Source organism: Moorena sp. SIO3A2 (assembly GCF_010672265.1).
GTDB lineage: Bacteria > Cyanobacteriota > Cyanobacteriia > Cyanobacteriales > Coleofasciculaceae > Moorena > Moorena producens.
This window is the reverse complement of record NZ_JAAHHC010000001.1, coordinates 511631-530088: the sequence shown is the minus strand read 5'-3', so window position 1 is coordinate 530088 and position 18458 is coordinate 511631. Positions and strand designations below refer to the sequence as shown.

21 protein-coding genes are annotated in these 18458 nt (G+C 42.9%); 7 read left to right on the top strand and 14 right to left on the bottom strand.

Annotated elements, in window-relative coordinates:
• Positions 1-94 precede the first annotated feature (94 nt).
• Positions 95-376 (top strand): tellurite resistance TerB family protein, encoded by a 282-nt coding sequence (locus tag F6K64_RS02270; protein WP_008185472.1) that lies wholly within the window; start codon positions 95-97, stop codon positions 374-376.
• Positions 377-532: 156 nt separating this feature from the next.
• On the opposite strand, the gene F6K64_RS02265 is transcribed toward F6K64_RS02270, so the two are convergent.
• Positions 533-727 carry a hypothetical protein gene (locus F6K64_RS02265; protein ID WP_131827240.1) on the bottom strand — a complete coding sequence of 65 codons (195 nt, stop codon included), beginning with the start codon at positions 725-727 and terminating at the stop codon, positions 533-535.
• A gap of 141 nt (positions 728-868) precedes the next feature.
• Between F6K64_RS02265 and F6K64_RS02260 the strand changes: the two genes are divergently transcribed.
• The 3 genes from F6K64_RS02260 (at position 869) to F6K64_RS02250 (ending at position 2973) form a co-directional block, all read left to right on the top strand.
• Positions 869-2020 carry a linear amide C-N hydrolase gene (locus F6K64_RS02260; protein ID WP_081431945.1) on the top strand — a complete coding sequence of 384 codons (1152 nt, stop codon included), beginning with the start codon at positions 869-871 and terminating at the stop codon, positions 2018-2020.
• Positions 2021-2130: 110 nt separating this feature from the next.
• Positions 2131-2361 (top strand): hypothetical protein, encoded by a 231-nt coding sequence (locus F6K64_RS02255; RefSeq protein WP_131827239.1) that lies wholly within the window; start codon positions 2131-2133, stop codon positions 2359-2361.
• A gap of 345 nt (positions 2362-2706) precedes the next feature.
• Complete coding sequence (locus F6K64_RS02250; protein ID WP_008185476.1) at positions 2707-2973, top strand: hypothetical protein; 267 nt, start codon at positions 2707-2709, stop codon at positions 2971-2973.
• 30 nt (positions 2974-3003) lie between these two features.
• Here the strand turns inward: F6K64_RS02250 and F6K64_RS02245 are convergent, their stop codons facing one another.
• The 4 genes from F6K64_RS02245 to F6K64_RS02230 all read right to left on the bottom strand — a co-directional run bounded on the left by F6K64_RS02245 (position 3004) and on the right by F6K64_RS02230 (position 6084).
• Entirely contained in the window at positions 3004-3411 is a 408-nt protein-coding gene (locus F6K64_RS02245; protein ID WP_008185477.1) for a DNA adenine methylase, read from the bottom strand.
• A gap of 271 nt (positions 3412-3682) precedes the next feature.
• Entirely contained in the window at positions 3683-4576 is an 894-nt protein-coding gene (locus F6K64_RS02240; RefSeq protein ID WP_008185479.1) for a metal ABC transporter permease, read from the bottom strand.
• 132 nt (positions 4577-4708) lie between these two features.
• Positions 4709-5191 carry a DUF2656 domain-containing protein gene (locus tag F6K64_RS02235; protein ID WP_008185480.1) on the bottom strand — a complete coding sequence of 161 codons (483 nt, stop codon included), beginning with the start codon at positions 5189-5191 and terminating at the stop codon, positions 4709-4711.
• Between the two features lie 173 nt (positions 5192-5364).
• The gene (locus F6K64_RS02230) at positions 5365-6084 is read right to left on the bottom strand and encodes a metal ABC transporter ATP-binding protein (protein ID WP_008185482.1); all 720 of its coding nucleotides are present in this window, start codon (positions 6082-6084) and stop codon (positions 5365-5367) included.
• Between the two features lie 124 nt (positions 6085-6208).
• Here F6K64_RS02230 and F6K64_RS02225 point away from each other — a divergent pair, with 124 nt between their 5' ends.
• Positions 6209-7291, top strand: coding sequence for a metal ABC transporter solute-binding protein, Zn/Mn family (locus tag F6K64_RS02225; RefSeq protein WP_008185484.1), 1083 nt, complete (start codon positions 6209-6211; stop codon positions 7289-7291).
• A 250-nt stretch (positions 7292-7541) separates the two neighbouring features.
• Here F6K64_RS02225 and F6K64_RS02220 read toward each other — a convergent pair whose 3' ends face one another.
• The 7 genes from F6K64_RS02220 to F6K64_RS02190 form a co-directional block, all read right to left on the bottom strand.
• Positions 7542-8075, bottom strand: coding sequence for a hypothetical protein (locus F6K64_RS02220; protein WP_008185486.1), 534 nt, complete (start codon positions 8073-8075; stop codon positions 7542-7544).
• An 8-nt stretch (positions 8076-8083) separates the two neighbouring features.
• Entirely contained in the window at positions 8084-8848 is a 765-nt protein-coding gene (locus F6K64_RS02215) for an MBL fold metallo-hydrolase (RefSeq protein WP_008185488.1), read from the bottom strand.
• Positions 8832-9767 (bottom strand): hypothetical protein, encoded by a 936-nt coding sequence (locus F6K64_RS02210; protein ID WP_008185491.1) that lies wholly within the window; start codon positions 9765-9767, stop codon positions 8832-8834. Before F6K64_RS02210 ends, F6K64_RS02215 begins: the two co-directional genes overlap by 17 nt.
• 377 nt (positions 9768-10144) lie before the next feature.
• Positions 10145-10921: a hypothetical protein gene (locus tag F6K64_RS02205; protein ID WP_008185493.1), complete on the bottom strand. Its 777-nt coding sequence runs from the start codon at positions 10919-10921 to the stop codon at positions 10145-10147.
• A gap of 591 nt (positions 10922-11512) precedes the next feature.
• Positions 11513-12223 (bottom strand): PHP domain-containing protein, encoded by a 711-nt coding sequence (locus tag F6K64_RS02200; protein ID WP_008185495.1) that lies wholly within the window; start codon positions 12221-12223, stop codon positions 11513-11515.
• Positions 12224-12605: 382 nt separating this feature from the next.
• Entirely contained in the window at positions 12606-13814 is a 1209-nt protein-coding gene (locus F6K64_RS02195; RefSeq protein ID WP_008185497.1) for a HetZ-related protein, read from the bottom strand.
• A 500-nt stretch (positions 13815-14314) separates the two neighbouring features.
• A complete protein-coding gene (locus F6K64_RS02190) occupies positions 14315-14956 on the bottom strand; it encodes an L-threonylcarbamoyladenylate synthase (protein ID WP_008185499.1) in 642 nt (213 codons plus the stop codon).
• Between the two features lie 282 nt (positions 14957-15238).
• Here F6K64_RS02190 and larC point away from each other — a divergent pair, with 282 nt between their 5' ends.
• On the top strand, positions 15239-16678 hold the full coding sequence (larC, locus tag F6K64_RS02185; protein ID WP_008185500.1) for a nickel pincer cofactor biosynthesis protein LarC: 1440 nt from the start codon (positions 15239-15241) through the stop codon (positions 16676-16678).
• On the opposite strand, the gene F6K64_RS02180 is transcribed toward larC, so the two are convergent.
• Together F6K64_RS02180 and F6K64_RS02175 are read right to left on the bottom strand one after the other, a co-directional pair.
• Positions 16619-16804 (bottom strand): hypothetical protein, encoded by a 186-nt coding sequence (locus F6K64_RS02180; RefSeq protein WP_131827238.1) that lies wholly within the window; start codon positions 16802-16804, stop codon positions 16619-16621. The two genes, larC and F6K64_RS02180, sit on opposite strands and share 60 nt — an antisense overlap.
• A complete protein-coding gene (locus tag F6K64_RS02175) occupies positions 16804-17778 on the bottom strand; it encodes a M48 family metallopeptidase (protein ID WP_008185504.1) in 975 nt (324 codons plus the stop codon). Before F6K64_RS02175 ends, F6K64_RS02180 begins: the two co-directional genes overlap by 1 nt.
• Positions 17779-17988: 210 nt before the next feature.
• Between F6K64_RS02175 and F6K64_RS02170 the strand changes: the two genes are divergently transcribed.
• The gene (locus F6K64_RS02170; protein WP_008185506.1) at positions 17989-18444 is read left to right on the top strand and encodes a helix-turn-helix domain-containing protein; all 456 of its coding nucleotides are present in this window, start codon (positions 17989-17991) and stop codon (positions 18442-18444) included.
• The last annotated feature ends 14 nt before the right edge of the window (positions 18445-18458 follow it).

Here is an 18458-nt window from a genome sequence, read left to right as displayed (position 1 = left end):
GCTCCAGTCATAAATGATGCACCATCTTGGGAAAGAAAATAAACAACACTAGCTATGTCTTTCTGCCTGTTACCATAGCAATACCGAGTATGACATGGCAAAAGATTACCCGGCAGATGATGATCTACTTGAGGTTCTTGCCCAGGCCCCCACTCTAGACAAAAACGGTCGTCGTGCGATTATTTATGCGGCCATTAAGGCTTGTGCTGCTGATGCAGAATATCATCCGGATGAACAGGCATCAGTCCACAAAATGGCCCAATATCTTGGCATTGAAGAAGATGTCGTTAATCAGATTGAGGAAATTTGCATGTCCGAAGCTGAGATGCGAAAAAAACGGATTGCTGTAATGTTCCCTGAAGGCATCCCTTATTAGACTTGTTATTGTTAGTGGCTGCTCGCAGGATTGGCGATCGCAATCAAGCTTTGGGGATTAGGAGTACCTCAATTGAGAGTAATTATGTTGTTGAATTAGTTACATTTCAACAACATAATCGCCCTTATAGAATTAAGGAATTCCCAACCCCTTACCCTAGCGAATGGGTAGGGGAAAGGATCGCTTTTTCTCCAAAGCTAGTCTCGCGCTGCTGCCCTCAAAGCCGTTAGGCATCCCAGGTCGTAGGTACCGTTTGTCACTGGGAGTCAGAGCGGGGCGATCGCCCCGCTCTGACTCCCAGTCGCCAAGGTCACAGATGCTGATTATGGTAGCGCTTGCTCGTGAGTCCAAGTCCTTTGAGTTGCGAGGTTCTCAAGGCTGGGTTGGGATGGTGGCGCGATCACTAGTGGCGAGGTCTAGAGAAATTTGGCAGGATCTGATACATTTTATTACTGGTGCAATCTACATGCATAAACACAGGAGGAATAAGTTATGCACTTCATTGTGCGAACTCTCAAAGCATTATTGATCTGTGGGTTAATCATAAATCTGGTTTTTTTGAGTGATGCTCAAGCATGTTCACGGGTCCTTCATGCGTCTTATACAAAAGACGTCACACCGACCTATGCTGTCACTGGCCGCAGTATGGATTGGTATGAAGACATTAAATCCAATCTATGGATGTTTCCGGCTGGAATGGAGCGAGATGGGGTAGTAGGTAAGAATTCTGTTGAGTGGAAGTCAAAATATGGAAGTGTGATCGCTGCTGGCTTCGATACAGCTACTGCTGATGGGTTGAATGAAAAAGGCTTGATGGCAAATATGCTGTATCTTGGCGAAGCAGATTTCGGCGAGCGTGACACCTCCCGTGAGGGAATATCATGGTCAGCATATACTCAGTATATTTTGGACAATTTTGCAACGGTTCAGGAAGCGGTAAGTGCATTGGAGAACGATGAGTTACAAGTCGTTGCCTCACCGCTTCCTAGCGACAGCGGTCTCGCCCATCCCCCTACACTCCATTTTTCTCTTTCAGATCCACTGGGTGACTCGGCTATCTTTGAACACCTCGAAGGCAAGCTGGTTATTCACCATGGAAAGGAATTTGCGGTGATGACCAACTCTCCTATCTACGACGAGCAAATAGCACTCAATGGTTATTGGGAATCAGTAGGTGGCGATGCTATGCTACCTGGAACACGCCGAGCAGCTGACAGGTATGTACGAGCGAGCTATTACCTAAAGAATCTACCTACTCCTCAGTCCGACAGACAAACACTGGCCAATGTAATGTCGGTCATGCGCAATGTATCAGTTCCATTCGGAGCAAGTGATCCAGAACAACCCAATATTTCCACTACCATTTGGCGAACAGCAGCAAATCACCTTAGCAAAGTTTATTACTTTGAATCCACTTTATCCCCCAATATTATTTGGGTCGAGCTGACAGCAGATGACTTGAAAGAAGGAGCACCAGTCAAGAAGTTGGAACTCTCAGGAAACTATGATCTAGTCGGTAATGTTACTGGTGATTTTATTGAAGCAGAGGCATTCAAGTTTACTGGCCCCTGCGATGAGGGAATTCCAATTGAAGACCTTCCAGATTTCTGCCTTGTCCGGTATAGCAGTCGATGTAAAGCTTAAGACATATTTCTGCTTCCTGCTCCCTACTCCCTACTCCCTTTCAACCAAAATACTCTGTCCTAAACTATACTTCGGTTGCTATAAGCTCAGTAGTCCCATCCTAGGCTAGCTTGAGGTACGAAACCCAGCTAAGACAAGCCTTGGCGTGGCTAATTAACCTTCCCGAAGGAGTCGCCCCAGAGCATCGGCTACCCTTCGGGAAGGCTACGCCAACATCGTTTGGGTCAGGCTATCCCAGGCAAAAGCCAATCATGAGTTACCCTGTGTATATGGTGCAGTTACAAGAGGTGCGACCCGTGGCGAATTTAATTCGCCAACGGAAAGCGCACCTAAGGAGATAAATCGAGGTTCCTTAAGCTTGAGAAAAATGTCGCTTATATCAATAATGATAACTATTACATCAGTGATATTAGTAAAATTATTGGGATTATAGTGAAAATGCTTAAAGGAGAAGGGTAAGCATTTAGCAGTCAGCAGTCAGCAGTCAGCTTAAAATCAACCTCGTTCCCGGGTGTAGTAATTAGTAAGTCCAGTAGGATGGGTTAGTGATAGCGTAACCCATCATTAATTGACGGTTAGTCTGGTAAGCACAAAAGTGCTGGAGTTCTTGAGCTTGCTTGGTTTCCTAAGCATTTATCACAGCAAATGCTCTGGGGGGTGGAGGCGATTGCTCTTCGTGAAGATAGATGGAAAAAACCAATACCATGTTATTCCCCGTACTCGACCCAGCCAATAGTGATTGGGATTTCGCTGAAGTTTGGATTGACCCCATGCTATCCCCTCCCTACATCCTGCTGTTACTGGGTAATTCATCAGGTAGTTGTTGTGTGTACGATCCTGCTGAGAATTACAAGGTTGTGTTTAGTGGAGCAACCTATGATGAAACCCAAACTTGGCTGTTAGAAGATGAATACGAGCCAATGGAAGGGCGACTTTCAGCATCGGAGTTATAAAGATTCCTGGTCATTCCAAATTCGCGGGTTTCACGATTCGAGCTTGGATCGTAAGCCCCTCGTCAAGCTCACAATAGCTTGCTTAGCACTCTGTGGAGTTAGATGAAAGTTGACAATAGTTTCAGCTAGCCATTCGGCACCACCACCTAAAATCACCTGCCACACAGCAGCAACCCCTTCATCTTTTTCTACCATAGTCACTCTACCTACTAAATTCTCGAAAGCAGCAGTAAGACTGACTATACCTCCACCAGCAAAAGGTTCAAAAAGTTCCTTGTCTGTACCACCTTTATTATACAACCATTGGCGAATTTGGGGTATTAGCCAAGTTTTACCACCAGCATAGCGAAATGGGCTACGTTGGGGGACACTGGCTACATTGATGACTTTTTTAGGACTGGTGAGAGAGGCAGTATTAAATAGCTCAAGTTGAGTCATTGGCTTATCCTTTATTGCGCTGACCCTGGTAATCCGAAGACCTCTGCAAGAGGATTGTTGGAGATATAAATCTACTCATAGTACTTATGCAAGTCTAAGACTACCGCAAGAAGGTCAAGATATTGATTGAAGTTCTACTGCGAAGGGTGACACTAGATGATTGGCAATATAGTCAGCAGCAATCAGCCGTCAGCTGTCAACTGATTGCTGATTGCTGATTGCTGATTGCTGATTGCTGATTGCTGATTGCTGATTGCTGATTGCTGATAGCTTACCCTCGATTCGATCTCAATAATTCTTTCAGCAAAGTCAATAACTTAGCCGGGCGACCTGCTATCGCTGGCTCCGTTAGAATACCTTGGGTTGGGCTAAACAAAAATGCCAGGAAAAATAAGCTAAAGATTACCATTACAATTGCTGGACCTGATGGCCAATTAAAATAATAGCTTATATACATGCCACTGACACTGGAAATAATTCCAATCATTGAGCCTAAACCCATCATATGATGTAATTCTTTGACTAATAAATAAGCGGTAGTCGCGGGTCCGATTAACAGAGAAATAACCAGCAACACCCCTACCGTCTGCATACTGGCGACAATGGTGAGAGTAATCGCCAAGATTAACCCGAAATAAATTAGTTTTACCGGTAAACCGCTAGCTTGGGCTCCCAAGGGATCAAAGGTATAGAATAATAGCTCTTTATAGAACAACTTGGTTAATACTAAAATTACTCCTGTAATCACCAGGGTTTGCCAGACATCTGCTGGTCTCACCCCTAAGATGTCACCAAAAAGAATATCTTCTAAGTCAAGTTGGTTAGTTTTCAGAACCGTAATTAGGATGACTCCTAAGCCTAAAAAACTGCTGAGGGTCAACGCCATTGCTGCATCGACTTTGACTCGGGTACGCTTAGGAATCACCGCTACAACTAAAGCGCTAATGATACCTACAATCAATGCACCAATAGAGATATTTATTCCTAAAAAAAATGCGATTGAGAGACCAGGTAAAACCGAATGGGCAATCACACTACTAATCAGGCTCATTTGTTGTACTATTAAGTAGCTGCCTACCACTGCGCCTAATATCCCCAACAGCACAGCCGTTGCGATCGCATTCCGCATAAATTCAAAACCTAGGGGCTCAATCAGCCAATTCATAGTAAATAAAAGGGAGTAGGGAGTCGGGAGTCGGGAGTCGGGAGTCGGGAGTCGGGAACTTGGGATCAAAAATTATCACAATTGATTTAGGAAACCTATAATTATAACCAACTAATGATAATTGATTTAAATTTAGGATGAAGTATTATTTATTTTTTCAATCTTGAAAACATTGTCAATGGTTTTACCAGCTGTTTTATCCTCCCATCCTAGGGCTGTTAAAAATTGCTCTGCTGAGGTCGTTTCTACAACATCAACTCCCCATTCTCCGGTTTGGAGAGTATCAGGAGAATTACTTAAGGGTGGAGTTTTCTTTAAACCTCCTAATATTAAGATATCTGGCAAAAAATCCCCCTTTTTTTGACTAATCCGCTTCTCTACTAGAGCTTGAGCACACAATTCTCCAACTTTAGGTGCAGTAAACTCTTGAGTAGGGAATAAAATTTCAACCATCCAATGGGGATGATCTAATTTACGACACTTTAAGGATGGATAGTTACTTAATCCTTCAGCAAATACCTGAGTGAATTCTTCCCGGTTTAGTTCAGGAAAACTATCTTCTGATAGTTCAAAGTTATGGGAAAGCAACATCCGACCAGTTTGAGAGTCAGTCATAAGTCCTGTGATATCCTGTTTGATCAATTTTCCAGCCCAGCAAGAATCAGTATATATTAGGTTGGGTTCATTGCTGAACAGTGAACCCTATCTAACATGTATTACTCTCCTACTCTGGGACTGACAGACTTAGCAGGCTCTGCACTCAGAACTAAGCACTCAACACTCAGCCCTCAAGCTGCGGCCAAACTCATCACCTTACCATAAGCCTTGCTCAGGTTTTCCGGTGTCAGCACTTGGGCCCTTGAACCCACAGCAATCAGTTGCTTATTCAATAAAAGGAGTTGATCATAATGAGCTAAGGTTTCTCCTAAGTCATGGCTGATCACTAGTAAGGTTTTGTCTTGGGATTTAAGTTCACTAAAAACCTCAAAAATAATGTCTTCCGTCTTTTTGTCGATGCCCACAAATGGCTCATCAAAAAATAATAACTCCGCTTGTTGAGCTAGAGCCCGCGCTAAAAATACCCGCTGCTGCTGTCCACCAGAGAGTTCGCCAATTTGACGGTGGCGATACTCGAACATACCCACCCGTTCTAACGCATTCTTAACAATTTCCTTAGATTGGCGACTAGGAGACCTAAACCAACCGGTGTGGACTGTACGACCCATCATCACTACATTCCATACCGTAATCGGATAGTCCCAATCAATTTGCGATCGCTGAGGAACATAAGCGACTCGTTTTAATTGACTCCGGAGGGGACGGGCTGCCAATTTCACTACCCCATTCACTGCTGGAATCAGTCCCAGCATCGCCTTCACCATAGTACTTTTGCCAGCACCATTGGGCCCCAGTAAACCAGTTAATTGTCCTGGCTGGAGGGAGAAGGATATATCACAAATAGCCCAAGTGTCTCGGTAACAGACTCCTAGGTTATGGACTTCTAACATTAGGTTTTGTGAGAACGACTACCGATATCATAGTTTAACGTGCCTGCAACTGATTGTCGTTCTCAGCTAAGCCTTGTAAAATGATTCTTGTTCTTGATCCCTACTAATTTAAACGGGTTGATCTATGCTGAAACCCTTACCAGTTAAACTTCCTAGCATCTTAGCTAGTGCTGCTGTCGCCCTTGGGGTAGCACTAGGTGGTTGTAGTCAAAGCAGTGAAACCTCATCAAGGGAGAAGCCACTAGTGGTAGCATCCTACAGTGTGCTTTGTGACTTAACAACAGAAATTGCCCAAGATACCATTGATATGGCCTGTCTGATTGAACCAGGTCAAGACCCTCATACCTACAAAGCTACCACCTTAGCTCGCCAATCCCTAGAGCAAGCCCAACTAGTTCTATACGGTGGCTACGACTTTGAACCAGAAGTTATTAAATTAGTTCAAGCCACTAATACACCAGCTCCTAAAATAGCGGTGCATGATCAAGCTGTGCCTAGTCCAATTATGGCGGAAGCACATCACCACGATGATCATGAGCAAGAAAAGGATGACCATAAGGATCACCATAAGGATCACCATGATGATCACCATGACCATGAGGAAGAAAAGACAGGATCCGCTCACAGTGATGAGGAACTAGAGCCCGACCCCCATATTTGGCATGATGTCCAAAATGGTATCAAGATGGCAGAAGTAATTCGTAGCCAACTGGCAGCACTTAACCCAGATGATCAGGAATTGTATGCCAAGAATGCCAAACAGCTAACCACTGAACTGGAACAGTTGGATGCTTGGGTCAAAGCACAAGTTGCTACCATACCCAAAGGGCAACGCCAACTAATTACTACCCATGATGCCCTAGGGTACTACATTAACGCTTACGGTTTTTCTGATTCTGATGCGTTGCAAGGGCTTAGCGCAGAAGAAGCACCGACAGCAGCACGGGTGAAAGAACTGGTACAGAAGATTAAGAAAAGTAAGGTACCAACAATTTTCGCCGAAGTAACAACAAATGATAAGGTTATTGGCACTGTCGCCAGAGAAGCAAAGGTTAAACTCTCAGACCAAAAGTTATTTGCAGATGGTCTAGGAGAAAAAGGGAGTGATACTGGAACTTATATTGGCATGATTACTAGCAATACCTGTGCCATTGTAGATGGTTTGGGGGGAAATTGTTCTTCTTTTGCTGCCAAAGCTGCTAAATGATTGCTGATATATAGCGTTAATTGCATGTATGAGGTACAATTATTAACCTCAAAGTCCCCCTTTTTAAGGGGGATTTAGGGGGATCCATTTGTAAGTCATGAGTCCTATAAACGCTATAATTTTCCTCGAATACCGTTGCCACTAAATCCGCCAGTTTTGTAGAGGCGATCGCCCAACACAGGAAACATCTCTATCGGCTTATATCATCAGCTGACGGTTGGTGTAATAACGATTTAATTTTCAGGAACGCCTAAGCATTATATTTCTTTTCCCACTCTTTTACGGCCATAGCATAATTTCCTTGAGCACTAATTAAGCTCCAAAATCTTCCAAAATCTTCCTGAGCATTGTCTAGGTTAAATTCCATTTTATGACTTTTGTTTTTGAGAAACAATTCAATATTAGCATTGACGGTGTTACAGTAATCAATACAAATATCAAGTCGTTCGTAATTAAACTGTTTAGGAAGGATTATTGATTCTGAGTAACCTTTAATTATAGGACTATCTAGGCGTTTTGCATAACTTTTAGCCGTTGACATGATATCCCGCTTTAAATGTACATAAAAAGCACAATCTCCATATTTTTTTTCCAAGGAACCGAGAAACCACGACAACCTATTATCTACTTCAATATGATTTTGAGAATATTGAAGGCGCTGATCTCCTATCAAAGATATTCTAGATTCGTGAGATACTGTATAGTTTTGAATATGCTGACAGGCTTTAGCAAATGTTGTAGAGCCACATCTTCCGGTACATAAAACAAAAACATTTGAAAACATAAGTTATCTCAACTCCGGATAACCAGACCATCGTAAGCCATAACGATATTGTGATGAAAATCCTTTATATATGTAAACAGCAACTCTTTGGTTTTAAGATCTGGATACTGTCGAGCCCCAAAATGAGTTATGATCGCCTTCTCAGCATGGGTAGCAGTTAGCACTGTCTTAAGTTGTTCTATGTCAAGATGAAATCCATTTGTTTTCTTTCCTCCAACCGGGCAAGATTCAGCAATGAGAATATCACAATCCTTAGTTATACTCAAGAGAGAATCGCATAAAATGGTATCAACACAATAACAAATAGATGTGTTGTCTAAGTGTAATTGAGCGCCGATGACTGGAGTATTATGTTTTAATGCTTGAGTCTTTATGGTAAAATTATCGAAATTCAAGGTTGTATCTTTAGCAACTCTAATCTCAATAGGAAATCCTAGTTTATCCCTCGGTTTCACAAACGGAAAAGAAAACAAAGTCTCCAAGTAACTCTTTAGACTTTCATGGATGACAATTGTCAGGGAAGCAGGCTGGAACATCGGTAAAATATGTAGCCCATAACAGTGGTCTAAATGTAGGTGTGAAAGCATAACAGTAACATTTTTACCACGAACGCTTTCTCTGTCTATTTTTCTAACCCCAGTGCCTAAGTCAAATAAAACAATATCTCTCTCATTTACAAATACCCCTACACAATTGGTAGCACCTGATGTGCTGTCAAACCAACCAGAAGTTCCATAAAAGACGATTTCCAAGGCTTTAGTCTCCTCTTTCATCAAAGTATCTCTTGATTTTTACAGCATACTCGTTGTTTTCGTTACGCCATTGCCATGCTCCATATTCATTAATTGTAAGATAATCAGCGATCGCAAAATTATCATCCTGAATTAATTTGTGGCGATCAGAATAGCGACGATTTTTATAATCTCCCTGAACAATATGATAAATCGTATTTTCTAGGTAAGAAACTCCTCCTTTAATGGTATGAAAAACTTTGTCTCCCCAAGAATGATATAGATTATAAAACGTATGATTAAAAAAAAGCGTCTTTAGAAGAGTCGAATGATATCCCATAGCAGAGGCCAATAAAACCTTGTCGCCACCCCCCAAAATCATAAAGTCGGGGAAGCCTATCTCTGTTATGGTGGCTGCCTTTGCCGCCCATCCAAAGCCCGGATTACATCCAAGACTTAAGCTGATGCCACTTTTACTGAAATAATCTTTAACTGTAATATCACGATTGAAACTCGTGACCACGGATTTGCGGCTAAGTCCAGTTAGGGAAAAATGGCCATTCTCAAGCTTTACATCTTCGACTCGATTGAAGATCTGAACCAGTCGGTAGTTTTCCAGTTTATCTTTTAATTGCTCTTCCCAACCCTTGTTAGTAAAAACGAGATCTGCATCAGCCCAAACAACATATTTATGCTTTTCATTCAAATGGGATAACGCTACGTTATAGAATCTTTCTTTTTGCCAAATTACGGAAGCCGAGGGAATCTTGATGATTTTAAGATTCTCCGAGGAAACAATACTGTCAGTATCTAAGCCATAACAAACCAGGATTATATCAACTTTTTGGTTCCTTAAGCAAGCTAGTGATTTGACAAGAGCAATATACCTGGATTCACTATTTGAAAAATTAAAATAAGCTAGAATAACGACCGTATCCATAACTGCAGTGATCCTTTTCATTGGTACTACTATACAATGGAAAGGCTCTCCCCATAAAAAATATATAGGAACCCTAAATCATTTTACAACTTCTACACGGATTCCTATATAGGCACTGATTGCATTATTGTTCAAGAAGCAAATGGCTTATTAATGTCGTCCCTAATGCTTTTGGGGTTGTTTGCTTTCACGTAGTGTCTCTATCATGAGAATCGAGGTGTTCGGCACACAGCCCCGTGGAACCACGCCAGTGAGGTCTTGGGGGTTACTCCCAAGACCTTACTACATCGCTGTTCCCTGATCGGAAGTTCCCTGATCGGAAGTTCCCTACTCCCTAAAACCTACTCCCTAAAACCTACTCCCTAAAACGAAAGTACCTCACCCACTTGATAGCTATATTATCGGTAGTAAAATTCAAAATCTTTTAATGCTGCTACTCTGGCTCGATTAAAATTATAGTGATAGCCCAGTTTGCGTTTCAAGGAAGCCCAAAACGTTTTCTGTTTTTTCTCATGAGAAGCATCTAGATGTTTTTTGACTTCATTAATCCTGTCCCAGCTAGAACTTCTGCTAATAGTGAATCCTGCTTTAGCAGCAGCCAGTCCTAAGGTAATACCTGAGCCACCATGAATACCTTGTAACTCAAAATAGCGCCCGATCATACCCCATTGTTTAATAAATTCTTTTTCTTTGCCACCATCTCTAGAAACAAAAAATAAAGATTCTCCTATATAAATTGCTTTGTCTAAGCAGATATCTAACTTAGAGGCTATCTGTTTAAGGGGCTTTAATCTTTCTGGATTATAGTTTTGTATATGCTCGATAATATTTCCTTGATGTCCTGCTGTAATTCCAGGCAGTACTTCAATAGTTTCAGGTAAGCTACCTATAATCCTGGTGTCAGCATCAATTTGTATGGCGACAGGAAACTTTGACAAAGCCTTCTCAATCTCAAAGCGTTTGTCATGATAACAATGAAGAATTCCTGTTTGCTGGTGTTTAAACGCTAAAACGTTCTTACAGTTATCAAAATCCTTGACATCATCGGTGGCAACTATTAATAATTTTCCTGGAGCATACTTTTCTAAATCTCCTGCTAGTTCTTTGGCAAGAAAGCGATACTTACTACGGAGAGCTAAAGTACAGAAGCAAAAATCTTTTTCTGGCTTAATCATAGTCTTCTCCAAAAACGGTTTTTTCCTTCCTATCTCTTGGTGCGCGTTCCCTTGGCGACAGAACATCGCGCCTGTCGCACCACTTTCTCAATTCAGAGTTTGAGCTGAAACTTATCCAGCTGATTTTCCGACTGCCAATCACCATGTAATGGCTTAAACGGTCGTGGCTGGAGCTATAGTCTCAAGCCCTAGCTACCTGAGCTATCTCAGGCTTAGTTATATAATTCCCAGAAATATAAAGCTAGTCACAGTATGGATGCGAAAAGTACCATCAATAGGAAATATCAGTCAATTAATAGACGTTGAGAAATTAACTATTATATGTATCGAATAGATGAGCGGAAAGTTTTTATGCTTTATTCTGCTGCTTTTGCGTTCCCGTAGCGGCTCTTTTGGAGCATCCCATTTCCCCCACGGCTTAAGATAGCCCAGCCTTCATAACAACCCAGCCGTAACCAGTCAACCTCTGAGATGAGAATTAGATCTCAAATGACACTTGTAAATGTATCGCTAAATGTATACCAGTTTACGGCTGAAGTTGTTGTTTAGTGATACCAACTACAACCACAGAAGTCTAATTAGATTTCCCTTTCAAATACGCTTGAGCAAGCTTAACCCATGAGTATCAGTGCCACAGGTATTAAATAGATTGTAGGTAGCACTCAACTGCAACACAAGCTTAGTTTGTTTTGGACTAGGTTGCCAGGGTTCAGGATTAGTGTAGGCATAGTAAGTTTCAACACCATCAATGCCTAAGTGGGCTATAGCAGTAATTAACTCATCTGCTGACTTGCGGTAACGGGCTGGATGAGCCAACACTGCTAAACCACCGGCCTGATGGATAGCATCAATCACTGCACCAGCCTTAGCATCATTACCGGTCGGTGCGGTTCCAGTGAAATAGCGCTTTAAACTAGGATGTTCTGGCTCAAAAGCATAGCCAAGGATATGAACGTCATCATTAAGGAGTTTGGCGGTAATTTCGACACCAGTCCAGAAGTGGGGTAATGAATCACAGAAAGATGACTCCTGCTGCCATTTTTCTATGCAAGCTTGAGCAACTTGATAACCAGCAACGGAGTGGTGATCGGTTATGGCAAGTCCCTTAAGACCAATGGTAATTGCCTGCTTAATCAACTCTTCCGGTTTGAGCCGACCATCAGAGTAAATGGTGTGCATATGAAAATTGTAGCGATAGGGACAGCTATCAGGCTCAATCGTTTCCCACACTTGCCGGAGAGCTTGTTGATTTTTTGCTGCTATCTTAGGTGAAGCAGACCCTTGAGCAATATTGACTACCATAGATACTTACTGTAATGACTATAGGTTGATTGACCAGATTGGATCTGCAGCCGCGAAATACTTTTAAGGGTCTAGGCCAATGGTTGAATCGCTCTAGGTTAAATCGCTCTAGGTTAAATCGCTCTAGGTTAAATCGCTCTATGCTTCTGACAAGCGTATGAAGCGCCCCGACTTGAGCACGAAAGCTCTCAACTGCCCCTGGTGTACCTAATCCCGAACTCCATTAGCCTAAAACCTAGAATAAAAATAAATAGAAATACGCGGTACGAGTTTTCAATTGTTAACATAACCATAGCAAACTTAATACTTTGTCGGTGTTGGCTTAACTACTTAAGCTTTACCTAACTCTCCTCCTTACTTGGTTGCAGAAGGAGATTTAAGTCTAATTACCATGGCCAATTTCTGAGTTACGAGTCTTCCAAGCTAGTTCCAAAACCTTAGTCCAGCGCTTTTGCACTTGTTTTTGGGTACACTTGAGAGCTTTGGCAATTTCTTTATCACTCTTTTGCGCCTGTTTCAGGGGCAGTAACGCTAGCTGTTGGCTATCGAGTTGGGCCACAAAGATATCCCACTGCTTCGATGACATCCCTAGTTTTTGATCCAGGTCTGCTCCTAGCCATTGGTGTACCAGTTTCCACTGAGCTGAACGAGAGAACTTTTCTACATGGTATTTAAAGCGCTGTTGTAGATAATCCCGCTGACGGGGTGTCAGACCCATGATTTCGTCAATCTCTGGTGCAGCCAGGTCTTGTAGCTTTAGCACTAGATAATCAGCACAGTCATTATGACCGTTAGACTCTAGGTATTTGATCAACTCAGAGATAATGCGATCGCGTAAAACAGCATCGCTGGGGTCAATGGTTTTCTCAATCAGGTTTGAACGTACCTGTTGTGCAGTAGCTGAACGGTTGTGCTCTTGGGCTTCTTCATCCCTACCATACTCCACAGCCTGTTCAATATCCACAGGGGTTTCATTAGGCTGACGTCGGGAAAAGCTTTGTGCTCTGAGTACAATCAACTGCTGGCTACCGCGACCACGTAGGGTAATGCGTCGCTTAGCATATTGCTCACTAAAGCCCATGTACTCTGCTAGTTCTAGCTGGGTACGGGGAGTGTAGTCAGAATCGACAGGATTTTCCCGGCGGAAGGCTTTGAGGCACTCAGCGTAAAAGTCCTGTAAAAAGTCCTCAATCAAATTGTATCGAGCAGAAAAGTTTAACTGAGATTGGGACGGTGCCACATGGCGATAAACCATGGTACTCAGGTTACTATGGAGTTCCACACGACCCTGCCGAGAACCTAGTTTGTAGTATGACAGACATTTGTGCAGTCGATGACGTGCTAGATTCAACTTCCAAGTATCAATTTCACCGGAATTCTGGATGCGATCGCTCTTAGTACAAATCCGTTCTACCTCCAAGGTGATCCGGTGGGCAACCGCTTGAATACTCCTGGATTTAGTTCCAATTTCCGACTGGAGTTCCTCCACTAAGACCTGGGTCAAGTTTTGGTTTTGATTATCTAGAGTAATTTCCGGAGCCTGATTGTTAGTGGCGGAATTTTGATTATTAGTAACCGTTTTAACTTGCATGGTATTGCCCCCAAAAATAGATTCACAGAATTGCCATTAAACAAGCAACAGAGGAAATGTGTGTGAATGTGATCTACAAACCTTGGAGTGGTCCGCTGTCCTTTGTCCTTGTCCACCCTAAATGTAGACTCGTGAGTCTAGCCCTGGTTCGGTGAGTGTGTGACTACTCTAAGCTGACTAGTTGTGACCCCCAGCACTCCTGTAGTTTCCGTAGGATTACATAACGCTGAAATGCTTACTATATATAGCGTTCAATACTTTCAACCATCAAGATGATTCAGGATGACCAAAACCTGAGGAGTGGTCAATCCAGAAACTGACTGAACTAGTGATGACTTTTCCGTAAACGACTAAGGTTTTGTTGTAGTCAAGTAGTGCTTGATGCTCTCATTACCCAACCTGAGCTGACTAGTTAATCACTAGCTAAAGCACTAGCTAAATCCAAGCGATCGCTTCCTCCCAACCTGAGCTGACTAGTTAATCACTAGCTAAAGCACTAGCTAAATCCAAGCGATCGCTTCATCCCATCCCAAACCCTGCCGCACCATCATCGGTTCTGAACTAGTCAGGTCGAGGATAGTTGAGACTTGAAATCCCGGTTCTAAGTCATTGTCCACAATGATGTCTACTAGACCATCGAGAGCATCAAATAGTTTAGCCCGTTCCAATCCCACCGTTGGAGTGTCACCATCCTGATTCGGTAGATGAGCTGAGGTAGAAATAATTGGATGACCTAGAGCTGAAAGCAACGCCTGACAAACGTTATGATCTGGGACTCGGATACCAGTAGTTTTACGATTGGGACTCATCACCAGCTTAGGTACTAACTTGGTTGCTGGTAACAAGAACGTATAGGGTCCCGGAATCAAATGCTTCATAATCCGGTAAGCTGGATCACTTACCCGAGCATATTTAGCAATATTGGACAGAGACGAACACAAAAACGTCAGGGGTTTATCATTGGATAGTTGCTTCAAACGCCTAACTCGTTGCACTGCGGACTTCACATGTACATCACAACCAATGGCATAGACAGTGTCAGTGGGATAGAGCATCACTGCACCATCTTCCAGAGACTCTCTTATTTTCTCTATTCGACGTATTTGAGGTGTTTCCGGATGGATAGTATAAATAGTAGCCATAAATATTGTTGAATTCGTCAATATTGAATTGCTAAAGCCTAGCCTTGGGAAAATTCACCAAGGCCAGACATAGACACGGTTCTGCCAAAGGATTAAAAACTACTCCGACCTAAGTGTGTTGCCAGTTTGGCTTTTTCTGACTCAGATGTCAGTATAGTTAGCAAGATCTGGCCATAATTCCCTGATATAGACCTGTAGGGTTTGTGGGGGATGAATTGCTCCAAATCCTTTTGTCTTAATTAATTTGTTTTAATTAATTTGTCTTAATCAAGAAGATCTAGAATGACAAAGCTAGCTTACTTAGATTGTCCCACTGGAATTGCTGGTGATATGTGCCTAGGAGCACTAGTTTCTGCGGGTGTACCGTGGGAATATTTAGTGGACAAGCTAGCAGGACTCGGAATTGAGCAAGAGTATCACTTAAGACTTAGCCAAGTACACCACAATGGTCAGTTGGCAACCAAAGTTGATGTAGATTTACCAGATCAAAACTATAAGCATGATCACCATCAACAGGAACACGGCCATGAACACCACCATGAACACGGCCATGAACACCATCATCAACACAGGTCAGGCATAACAGAGATCAGTACACCTGAGCAGAATCATAATCATCATCCCACACGACACTTACCAGACATAGAAAAATTAATTACAGCAGGAAAATTACCCTCAAGAGTATCCCAGTGGACTCTTGCTATCTTCCGGAAACTAGCAGAAGCCGAAGGAGCCGTTCATGGTATTTCCCCAGACAAGGTTCACTTCCATGAAGTAGGCGCTACTGATGCCATTATCGATATAGTTGGTACTTGCTTAGGCTTAGATTGGCTAGGAATTGACCAAATCTATTGTTCCCCACTCCCCACTGGTGGCGGTACAGTATGGGCAGCTCATGGTCGGCTACCGGTGCCAGTACCAGCAGTACTGAAATTGTGGGAATCCCGTCAGGTGCCAGTTTACAGTAATGGGATTGAGCGGGAATTAGTAACACCAACAGGAGCAGCGATTGCCGTTACCTTAGCCACTAGCTTTGGTTCACCACCAGCAATGACTATCCAAAAAATAGGTAATGGTGCCGGTTCTCGACAATTACCCATTCCCAATATGTTGCGATTGTGGATTGGTGAGTCCTCAGAAGCTGTTAATGTTGGCAAGTTCAAGGTTAAACCGTCAAACTTACCCCCACAAACCCTACACCAGTCACCCCTTTCTGCTAACTCTTCTTCTGCTAACTCTTCCCTAGAAACTATCTCAGTCCTAGAGACTCAAATTGATGATCTCAATCCTCAAGCCATTGGCTATGTATTCCAAGAGTTATTTAACGCTGGTGCTGTGGATGTGTTCACTCAAGCTATTGGCATGAAGAAATCTCGACCCGGTATCCTCCTGAGTGTGATCTGTCATCCTCAAGATCTAGAGGCCTGTCAGGCAGTATTATTCCGAGAAACCACTACCTTAGGAGTGCGACGTCTGACTCAGCAAAGAGCGATCTTACCTCGGGAAATCCAGCAGGTACAGACTAAGTATGGCCAAATTAGTGTGAAAGTGGCTTGGAGCGATCGCTCACCTCACAAAACGATTATGAATGTCCACCCAGAATACCAAGATTGCGCTAAGTTAGCCAAGGAAAATAACTGCTCTTGGTTAGAAGTACATCACTTAGCACTCTCTACTTGGTATTCTCAACATCAAGCAAAGGGAGCAGGGAGTAGGGAGTAGGGAGTAGGGAGTGGGGAATCGGGAGTCGGGAGTCGGGAATCGGGAGTCCGGAGTTGGGAGTCGGGTTTCCAGGTAAGCTGACAGCTGACGGCTGACAGCTGACGGCTGACAGCTGACAGCTGACATTATTTCTTCTTGATGCGATTAATTTCCCGTTGCAATTCCTGGATTTGACGCTGCAACTGTTCCGCTTCATTCACTGAGTTGTTCGATGGTGGATTCGAGTCAACGTCAACTGCTCCCTCTTTGGTAACACGTTGATAATTGCCCTGACGAATTTGGCGATATTCCTCGGAATTTGCCCACTTTCGCAGGTAGTGTATGCGTTCAACTGGAAAGGGATGGCTCAGAAATTGACGATTAATACCACCATTATAGAGTAAAAACTTATAGATTTGATTGAGACTGTCTTGGTCTAGTTCTTGATAATTTTCTGATTGACGGATAAATTCATCAAGACTGCATTCCTGTAGATGCTTAGCACTCCCACCAGACACTTTCATCATCGTTTGCATCACAGTCTTCAGGTCATCTATCACTAGTAAGGCAGCACGGTCAGCGGATAATTCAGCTTTGCGACGCCATTCATAAAAAGCGAAAAGTAAGCCAGTGCTGACGATATTCCCTAAGCCAAAGGTCATTTCACTTAAAATAGAGGCAGCATTCATTGCCCAAATACCCATCTGAATTAAGATGGTGTGACCGCACTTGATATGTCCTAATTCGTGAGCCAGGATAGTACGAATTTCTGCTTCATTGAGTAAGTCTAATAAGCCAGTGTTTACAACGATGTAAGGATTGTCTTGACCTAAAGCATAGCTATTAACCTGAGAGTTTTGACTAACAAATAGGGCTGGTTCGGGATTTACATCTAAATCCCGAACACATTCTCGAAATAAGTGATAAATATTGGCATACTGGCGCGGTCCGACTTTGATACTGTTCCCCATCAGATAGACAAACTGGGGACGCTCGTAAAGAAATTCCACAAACTTACGAGAAACTAAGTCAAAACCAGGGACACTGCGTAACGCTTGCTCTGCTTGTTGGTCAAGGGGGTGTTTGAAGGCTTCGCTGGAAATTCCGGGATAGGTGGCCATAGTAGTCCAGTACTTTAGTGGTCTAGTTCTTTAGGCATTAGGCATTAGACATTAGACATTAGGTACTAGGTATTAAGTACTAAACCCAAAACCCAGAACCTAACACCTAAAACCTAACACCTAAATTTGGCTTGTGTCCTTGCCAATTCTTTGATGATTAGTTATAATACTGATATCGGAATAGTAATCTAAGTGAGAGGAAAATAACAAATGAACAAGTGTGTTGGTACTACTGAAGCAGCATCTCTGTTGGGTATAACTCCTCGACGATTACGGCAACTGCTTGAGTCCGGTAGAGTAAGGGGTGCTTATAAAAGCGGTAAATTCTGGATTATTCCCCTGTTCAACTATTTGCCGCAAATCACCAAGAAGAACCGGGGACCGAAAGGAACTTGGCGTAAAAGTCGTCCTCCGGCTTTAGCCAAAATTAATGTCAATCGTAATCGAATTGGCTCCAATAACCACAAAAGCCCTGAAGAGCGGCTACCAGTGATTTCGGTAAAACGAAGTGGCCACAATAACTATGGCAACCAGGTAGAAATCCTCGGTCCGTGTCGGATTGTGTATCAGCCGGATAACCCTCTTGATTGTGGAGCTCGTCTGTGGATCGAAACCTTCAGTGATATTCACTTTATCGGTGGCAGTTTTCCCGCCAGTGGTGCTTAGGAGAAAGTTAAAGG

What these genes read in the sequence shown, in the direction of transcription:
- F6K64_RS02270 (WP_008185472.1), top strand. Translation starts at nt 95, where the DNA reads ATGGCAAAAGATTACCCGGCAGATGATGATCTACTTGAGGTTCTTGCC.
- F6K64_RS02260 (WP_081431945.1), top strand. Translation starts at nt 869, where the DNA reads ATGCACTTCATTGTGCGAACTCTCAAAGCATTATTGATCTGTGGGTTA.
- F6K64_RS02250 (WP_008185476.1), top strand. Translation starts at nt 2,707, where the DNA reads ATGGAAAAAACCAATACCATGTTATTCCCCGTACTCGACCCAGCCAAT.
- F6K64_RS02245 (WP_008185477.1), bottom strand. Translation starts at nt 3,411, where the DNA reads ATGACTCAACTTGAGCTATTTAATACTGCCTCTCTCACCAGTCCTAAA.
- F6K64_RS02240 (WP_008185479.1), bottom strand. Translation starts at nt 4,576, where the DNA reads ATGAATTGGCTGATTGAGCCCCTAGGTTTTGAATTTATGCGGAATGCG.
- F6K64_RS02235 (WP_008185480.1), bottom strand. Translation starts at nt 5,191, where the DNA reads ATGACTGACTCTCAAACTGGTCGGATGTTGCTTTCCCATAACTTTGAA.
- F6K64_RS02230 (WP_008185482.1), bottom strand. Translation starts at nt 6,084, where the DNA reads ATGTTAGAAGTCCATAACCTAGGAGTCTGTTACCGAGACACTTGGGCT.
- F6K64_RS02225 (WP_008185484.1), top strand. Translation starts at nt 6,209, where the DNA reads ATGCTGAAACCCTTACCAGTTAAACTTCCTAGCATCTTAGCTAGTGCT.
- F6K64_RS02220 (WP_008185486.1), bottom strand. Translation starts at nt 8,075, where the DNA reads ATGTTTTCAAATGTTTTTGTTTTATGTACCGGAAGATGTGGCTCTACA.
- F6K64_RS02215 (WP_008185488.1), bottom strand. Translation starts at nt 8,848, where the DNA reads ATGAAAGAGGAGACTAAAGCCTTGGAAATCGTCTTTTATGGAACTTCT.
- F6K64_RS02210 (WP_008185491.1), bottom strand. Translation starts at nt 9,767, where the DNA reads ATGAAAAGGATCACTGCAGTTATGGATACGGTCGTTATTCTAGCTTAT.
- F6K64_RS02205 (WP_008185493.1), bottom strand. Translation starts at nt 10,921, where the DNA reads ATGATTAAGCCAGAAAAAGATTTTTGCTTCTGTACTTTAGCTCTCCGT.
- F6K64_RS02200 (WP_008185495.1), bottom strand. Translation starts at nt 12,223, where the DNA reads ATGGTAGTCAATATTGCTCAAGGGTCTGCTTCACCTAAGATAGCAGCA.
- F6K64_RS02195 (WP_008185497.1), bottom strand. Translation starts at nt 13,814, where the DNA reads ATGCAAGTTAAAACGGTTACTAATAATCAAAATTCCGCCACTAACAAT.
- F6K64_RS02190 (WP_008185499.1), bottom strand. Translation starts at nt 14,956, where the DNA reads ATGGCTACTATTTATACTATCCATCCGGAAACACCTCAAATACGTCGA.
- larC (WP_008185500.1), top strand. Translation starts at nt 15,239, where the DNA reads ATGACAAAGCTAGCTTACTTAGATTGTCCCACTGGAATTGCTGGTGAT.
- F6K64_RS02180 (WP_131827238.1), bottom strand. Translation starts at nt 16,804, where the DNA reads ATGTCAGCTGTCAGCTGTCAGCCGTCAGCTGTCAGCCGTCAGCTGTCA.
- F6K64_RS02175 (WP_008185504.1), bottom strand. Translation starts at nt 17,778, where the DNA reads ATGGCCACCTATCCCGGAATTTCCAGCGAAGCCTTCAAACACCCCCTT.
- F6K64_RS02170 (WP_008185506.1), top strand. Translation starts at nt 17,989, where the DNA reads ATGAACAAGTGTGTTGGTACTACTGAAGCAGCATCTCTGTTGGGTATA.